7 protein-coding genes and 1 pseudogene are annotated in these 4992 nt (G+C 70.7%); 6 read left to right on the top strand and 2 right to left on the bottom strand.

Going from position 1 to position 4992, the window contains the following annotated elements; genetic code table 11:
• A partial coding sequence (locus tag IJH84_RS12445) for an aminotransferase class I/II-fold pyridoxal phosphate-dependent enzyme (RefSeq protein ID WP_295144323.1) occupies positions 1 to 515 on the bottom strand: 515 nt, incomplete at its 3' end.
• A gap of 194 nt (positions 516 to 709) precedes the next feature.
• On the opposite strand from IJH84_RS12445, the gene IJH84_RS12450 reads away from it, so the two are divergent.
• Positions 710 to 1915 carry a DUF445 domain-containing protein gene (locus IJH84_RS12450; protein WP_295144332.1) on the top strand — a complete coding sequence of 402 codons (1206 nt, stop codon included), beginning with the start codon at positions 710 to 712 and terminating at the stop codon, positions 1913 to 1915.
• Between the two features lie 39 nt (positions 1916 to 1954).
• Here IJH84_RS12450 and IJH84_RS12455 read toward each other — a convergent pair whose 3' ends face one another.
• Positions 1955 to 2509 carry a CGNR zinc finger domain-containing protein gene (locus IJH84_RS12455; RefSeq protein ID WP_200068892.1) on the bottom strand — a complete coding sequence of 185 codons (555 nt, stop codon included), beginning with the start codon at positions 2507 to 2509 and terminating at the stop codon, positions 1955 to 1957.
• A gap of 122 nt (positions 2510 to 2631) precedes the next feature.
• Here IJH84_RS12455 and IJH84_RS12460 point away from each other — a divergent pair, with 122 nt between their 5' ends.
• From IJH84_RS12460 to IJH84_RS12480, 5 genes and pseudogenes are all read left to right on the top strand, one after another.
• The gene (locus tag IJH84_RS12460) at positions 2632 to 3027 is read left to right on the top strand and encodes a VOC family protein (RefSeq protein WP_200068893.1); all 396 of its coding nucleotides are present in this window, start codon (positions 2632 to 2634) and stop codon (positions 3025 to 3027) included.
• 129 nt (positions 3028 to 3156) lie between these two features.
• On the top strand, positions 3157 to 3579 hold the full coding sequence (locus tag IJH84_RS12465) for a helix-turn-helix domain-containing protein (protein WP_200068894.1): 423 nt from the start codon (positions 3157 to 3159) through the stop codon (positions 3577 to 3579).
• A 6-nt stretch (positions 3580 to 3585) separates the two neighbouring features.
• Positions 3586 to 4284, top strand: a complete 699-nt coding sequence (locus tag IJH84_RS12470; RefSeq protein WP_295144328.1) for a hypothetical protein — start codon at positions 3586 to 3588, stop codon at positions 4282 to 4284.
• Positions 4285 to 4376: 92 nt separating this feature from the next.
• Positions 4377 to 4664 carry a DUF2516 family protein gene (locus IJH84_RS12475; RefSeq protein ID WP_200069359.1) on the top strand — a complete coding sequence of 96 codons (288 nt, stop codon included), beginning with the start codon at positions 4377 to 4379 and terminating at the stop codon, positions 4662 to 4664.
• Between the two features lie 86 nt (positions 4665 to 4750).
• A pseudogene (locus IJH84_RS12480) lies at positions 4751 to 4992 on the top strand (alpha/beta hydrolase); the annotation flags it as partial.

The raw sequence follows: 4992 nt of genomic DNA on the forward strand, positions 1-4992 counted from the left end.
GAGTTCAGCACCAGCGCGCGGGTCCGCGGTCCCACCGCTGCGCGCAGGGCGTCCAGATCGAGCTCGAAGCGGTGGTCCGGTCCCTGCCGGAGGCCGACGGTGCGGCGGACGCCGCCTGCCATGGCCACGGCGACCGGGTAGGAGTCGTAGTAGGGCTCGACGAGGACCACTTCGTCGCCGGGCTCGATCAGCGCGAGCATCGAAGCGGTGATCGCTTCGGTGGCGCCGACGGTCACCAGGACCTCGCCCTCCGGATCGTGCTCGATGCCGTAGTGCGCACGGCGGTGTTCGGAGATCGCGGCGCGCAGCTCGGGCTCGCCCGCGCCGGGCGGGTACTGGTTGACGCCGTCGGCGATGGCCCGCTGCGCGGCCTGGAGCATGCCCGCCGGTCCGTCGGTGTCCGGGAAGCCCTGCCCCAGGTTCACCGCGCCGGTCCGCCGGGCCAGTTCGATGATCTCGGCGAAGATCGTCGAGGTGAACGGGCGCAACCGGGAGGTGAGAGCTTCAGAACGCACGGCACGGCAGCGTAGTCGAATCGACGGTCGATCCGAACGGGTGCACTCGGCCCGTCCCGCCCTGCGGACCCGCTTCCGGCGGTGTCGCCGGGCTCGATCACGCCGGACGGGCGGCGGTGTGCTGTAAGAATCGAGGGGTGCGAACGACAGGGGCGACCGAGGCGGACGAGCTCAAGCGACGTGCGCTGCGGCGGATGAAGACCGTCGCGGGCGGTCTGCTGCTCGCCGTCGCCGTGATCTACGTGCTCGCGCAGTGGCGGGAGCACGAGGGGGCGGCGTGGGCCGGCTACGTCCGGGCCGCGGCCGAAGCGGGCATGGTCGGTGCGCTGGCGGACTGGTTCGCGGTGACGGCGCTGTTCCGGCGTCCGATGGGACTGCCGATCCCGCACACCGCGATCATCCCCACCCGCAAGGACGCGCTGGGACACAACCTCGGGGAGTTCGTCGGCTCGAACTTCCTGGCCGAGCCGGTGGTGCGGGACAAGCTGGGCCGGGCCGACATCGGCCACCGGGTCGGGGTGTGGCTCGACGACGCCGACCACGCCGAGCGCGTGACCTCGGAGCTGGCGACCGCGGTGCGCGGCGCCGTGCAGGTCTTCCGGGACGAGGACGTGCAGGCCGTCCTGGAGCAGGCGGTGCTGCGCAAAGTCCTCGCCCAGCCGTGGGGGCCACCGCTGGGCCGGATCCTCGGGCAGGTCTTCGCGGACGGTTCGCACCACCGGCTGGTCGATCTGGTCTGCGACCGCGCTTACGACTGGGTGCGGGACAACCACGAAACGGTGCTGCGCGTGGTCAGCCAGCGGGCGCCCTCGTGGTCGCCGAAGTTCTTCGACGGCATGGTCGCGGACAAGATCTACGCCGAGGTGCTGTCGTTCGCGTGGGCGGTCAAGACCGACCCGGACCACCAGATGCGCAAGGCGGTGGACCGGTTCCTGGTCGACTTCGCGCACGACCTGCAGCACGACGAGCACACGATCGCCAAGGCCGAGCAGATCAAGCGCCAGGTGATCGCGCACCCGGAGGTGCAGAACCTGGTCGCCTCCGCGTGGGGCACTGCCAAGAGGATGCTGCTGGACGCGGCCGAGGACCCCTCCAGCGAGCTGCGGCTGCGGGTCCGCGACGGACTGCAGGGACTCGGAAGGCGCCTCGTCGAAGAGCCCGAGCTGCGCGCCAAGGTCGACGGATGGCTGGAAGGCGCCGCGGTGTACGTCGTCTCGCACTACCGCGCCGAGATCACCACGCTGATCACGGACACCGTGGAGCGCTGGGACGCCGAGGAGACCTCCCGCAAGATCGAGCTCCAGGTGGGCCGCGATCTCCAGTTCATCCGGATCAACGGCACCGTGGTCGGCGCGCTGGCCGGCCTGGCGATCTACACCCTCACCCAGCTCGTGCTCTGAGCGGCCGGGCGCGCCGGTGCGGCGGGCACGGCGGCGGGATCAGCCCGGTGCGGTGTGGCGTTCCCGCCAGGACCGGGCCTTCTCCCGGTTCCCGCAGACCCGCATGGAGCACCACGTCCGGGACTTGTTCCGGGATCTGTCGTAGAACGCCCACAGGCAGTTCGACGCTGGGCAGATCTTGATCCGGTCCCAGTGGCCGGTGTGCACCAGGTGCACAGCCGCCACCAGCACTCGTCCGAGTGCATCGGCGCCGGCGAGCACGGGGATCCCGTCCCGCAGTACCACCGGAACGTTCCAGCTCATCGGACTGCCGGGCGCGGATTCGGGTGGAAAAGCGGCGTGGTCGCAGGACACGGCGTGGCGCATGGCGTCGCGGATGTCTTGCGCTCGTCCCGGGGCCTCGGCCGCACCCAGGCCCTGTCCGGCGCACCACTGCCGCCACGACTCGGCCGTCCCGAGCATCTCGGTTCCCGCTTCGGCGTCGCAGGTGTTGAGGAAAGCCAGCACCAGCTCGACGTCGCGTTCGGGGTCCAGGTCCGCGAAAGCCTGCGCAGGAGCTCGGTCGGCGACGGCTTTGCTGTTCACGAACACCATCGTAGGCGATTAGCCGGTTGCAGCTAGCACGGATAACCGCCATAATCTTTTTACTGGTTCCTCGAAGGGCGTTGGTTCGCGGAGCAGGGCTGGGAGAACAGGACGAGACGAGGGGTTCCGCCATGACCGCTGCTACCACTTCCCCGCTGCGCCTCGCGGCGTTCGCGATCGACACCCCGGATCCGCGCGCGCTCGCGGAGTTCTACGGGCGCTTGCTGGGTTGGGAGATCGATGAGCCCGAATCCGCCGAGGAATGGGTGGAGCTGGCGGACCCATCGGGCGGCACGCGGCTGGCCTTCCAGCTCGACCCCGGGTTCGTGCCGCCGACCTGGCCGGATCGTGCGCGCCCGCAGATGATGCACGTCGACGTGCGGGTGGCGACGCTCGCCGAAGGGCACGAGCGCGCGGTGGCCGCCGGTGCGCGCCAACTGCCGCAGCCGTCCGATCAGCTCGATGCGACTTTCCGCGTGTACGCCGATCCGGACGGGCACCCGTTCTGCATGTGCGCAGGCTCCTGACGGAGTCGGTGCTGCTCAGGGGGTTCCTGCCCGGCGTTGCGCAGCTCACTCGGAGGGGTGCAAGCACCCTGCTTGCTAGAGCTAGCACTCGCGCCTACCGTGGACGGCGAACCGGAAGGAGCGCAGGCGATGGAGCGGGTGGACAAGACCGTCAACAAGGCCGTGAACCAGGCGGTCAGCGACCTCGGCGGTTACATCCGGGCGCAACGCAGCAACGCCCAGATCTCGCTGCGCCAGCTCGCGAAGAGCGCGGGCGTGTCCAACCCGTACCTCAGCCAGGTCGAACGCGGCCTGCGCAAACCCAGCGCGGAGATCCTGCAGCAGATCGCCACGGCACTGCGGATCTCCGCGGAGGCGCTGTACGTGCAGGCCGGGATCTTGGAACGCCGCGAGGGCGGGCCGGTGGTGGACGCGATCCTCGCCGACGACGAACTCAGCGAGCGGCAGAAGCAGGTTCTGCTCGACATCTACGCCTCGTTCCGGCGAGAACACGACGGCTCCGAATCCACCGACGCGCCGGAGCCGGACGGCACCGACCTGCTCAAGGAGTGATCCGCTATGGCGACGCGCACCGAAGGCACCACCAAGACGAACGAGACCGGCAACGGCCAGCCGCTGGGTGAGGCCGTGGACCAGGCCCGCACGCCGCTGCTGGCCGCGCTCGGCGCGGGCGATCTCGCCGCGCACACCATCGCCGATGCGCTCGGCAAGCTGCGCAGCAAGCTGAACGAAGGCGCCGAGTCCGCCCGCAGCGGCGTCAACGAGCTGCCGCAGGACCTGCGCGAGCGGTTCGATCCGGCGGAGCTGCGCAAGCTCGTCGACGAATACACCCAGTCGGCCGTGCAGCTCTACGGCTACCTCGCCGAGCGCGGTGAGACCGCGTTCGAGCGCTTCCAGTCCCAGCCCGGTGTGCAGCGCGCCTGGGGCCAGGTCGAGCAGGCGCAGGGCCGGATGGAAGCGGCCGTGACCGACGCGCGCGGGCTGGCCGACGACGTGCTCGGCAAGGTGAGCACCGCGAGCCGCTCGTTCGGCGAGAAGGCCGCGCGGAGCACCGAGCAGGCCAGCGCCTCCGCCGCCCAGACGGTGCGCGAAACCGCCGACGACGTGGCCGAGTCGGTCGAGGAGACCGGTTCGGAGACCGCGACGGCGACGCGCAGCACCGCGCAGAAGACGGCCAACCGCACCTCGGCGGCCAAGTCCACCGGCTCCGCGAAGGGCACCGGCTCGAAGCAGAGCAAGGGCAAGGCGGGCAGCTGAGCCCGCACGGCACGTCGGGGCCCCGGACGGTTCTCCGGGGCCCCCGACGCACGTAAGGTGAACTCGTGGGTTTGTCATCCGTAGTGCCGGAGCTGCTGCTGCAGTTCTGGATCCTCAAGATCATCTGGCTGGCGGGGATCCCGACCGGGCTGTACGCCTTCGTGCACGCGCTGTTGCAGCGCTCCGACGCGTTCACGGCCGTCGGGAAGCTGTCCAAGCCCGCGTGGCTGGGCATCACCGGTGCCGGCCTGATCCTGCTCGCGGTGCTCACCAGCGGGCCGATCACGATCATCTGGATCGCCGCGCTGATCGCCGTGCTGGTCTACCTGGTCGACGTCCGGCCCAAGGTCACCGAAGTGCAGAAGGGCAGCTCCTGGTAGCCACCGGCGCCTCGGCCGGGCCCGCCGGTGAGCTGCCTTCGGGTGCGCGCTGGAACTCCTACGGCCGGGGTTCGCCGGTCACGCTGGTGGCGCACGGTCTGGGCGCGACCGAAGGTGAAGCGCGGATCCCCGCGTCCGGCCTGCCCGGCACCCGGGTCGTGCTCACGCTGCCGAGCCATGGGAACGCGCCGGATGCGCCGGAGGGCTACTGGCGTTACGGGACGATCGCCGAGGACGTGCGGTCGGTCGCGGACGCGGTCGGCGCGACCCGCGCGGTCGGCGTCTCGCTCGGCACCGGGGCGTTGACCAGGATCGTGGCCGAACGTCC

The organism is Saccharopolyspora sp., from assembly GCF_017434145.1.
In the GTDB taxonomy this organism is placed as follows: domain Bacteria; phylum Actinomycetota; class Actinomycetes; order Mycobacteriales; family Pseudonocardiaceae; genus Saccharopolyspora_C; species Saccharopolyspora_C galaxeae.

Bases quoted from the DNA above. Each gene is read 5' to 3' on its own strand.
- IJH84_RS12465 (WP_200068894.1), top strand. From the start codon at position 3,157: ATGGAGCGGGTGGACAAGACCGTCAACAAGGCCGTGAACCAGGCGGTC.
- IJH84_RS12455 (WP_200068892.1), bottom strand. From the start codon at position 2,509: ATGGTGTTCGTGAACAGCAAAGCCGTCGCCGACCGAGCTCCTGCGCAG.
- IJH84_RS12450 (WP_295144332.1), top strand. From the start codon at position 710: ATGAAGACCGTCGCGGGCGGTCTGCTGCTCGCCGTCGCCGTGATCTAC.
- IJH84_RS12460 (WP_200068893.1), top strand. From the start codon at position 2,632: ATGACCGCTGCTACCACTTCCCCGCTGCGCCTCGCGGCGTTCGCGATC.
- IJH84_RS12470 (WP_295144328.1), top strand. From the start codon at position 3,586: ATGGCGACGCGCACCGAAGGCACCACCAAGACGAACGAGACCGGCAAC.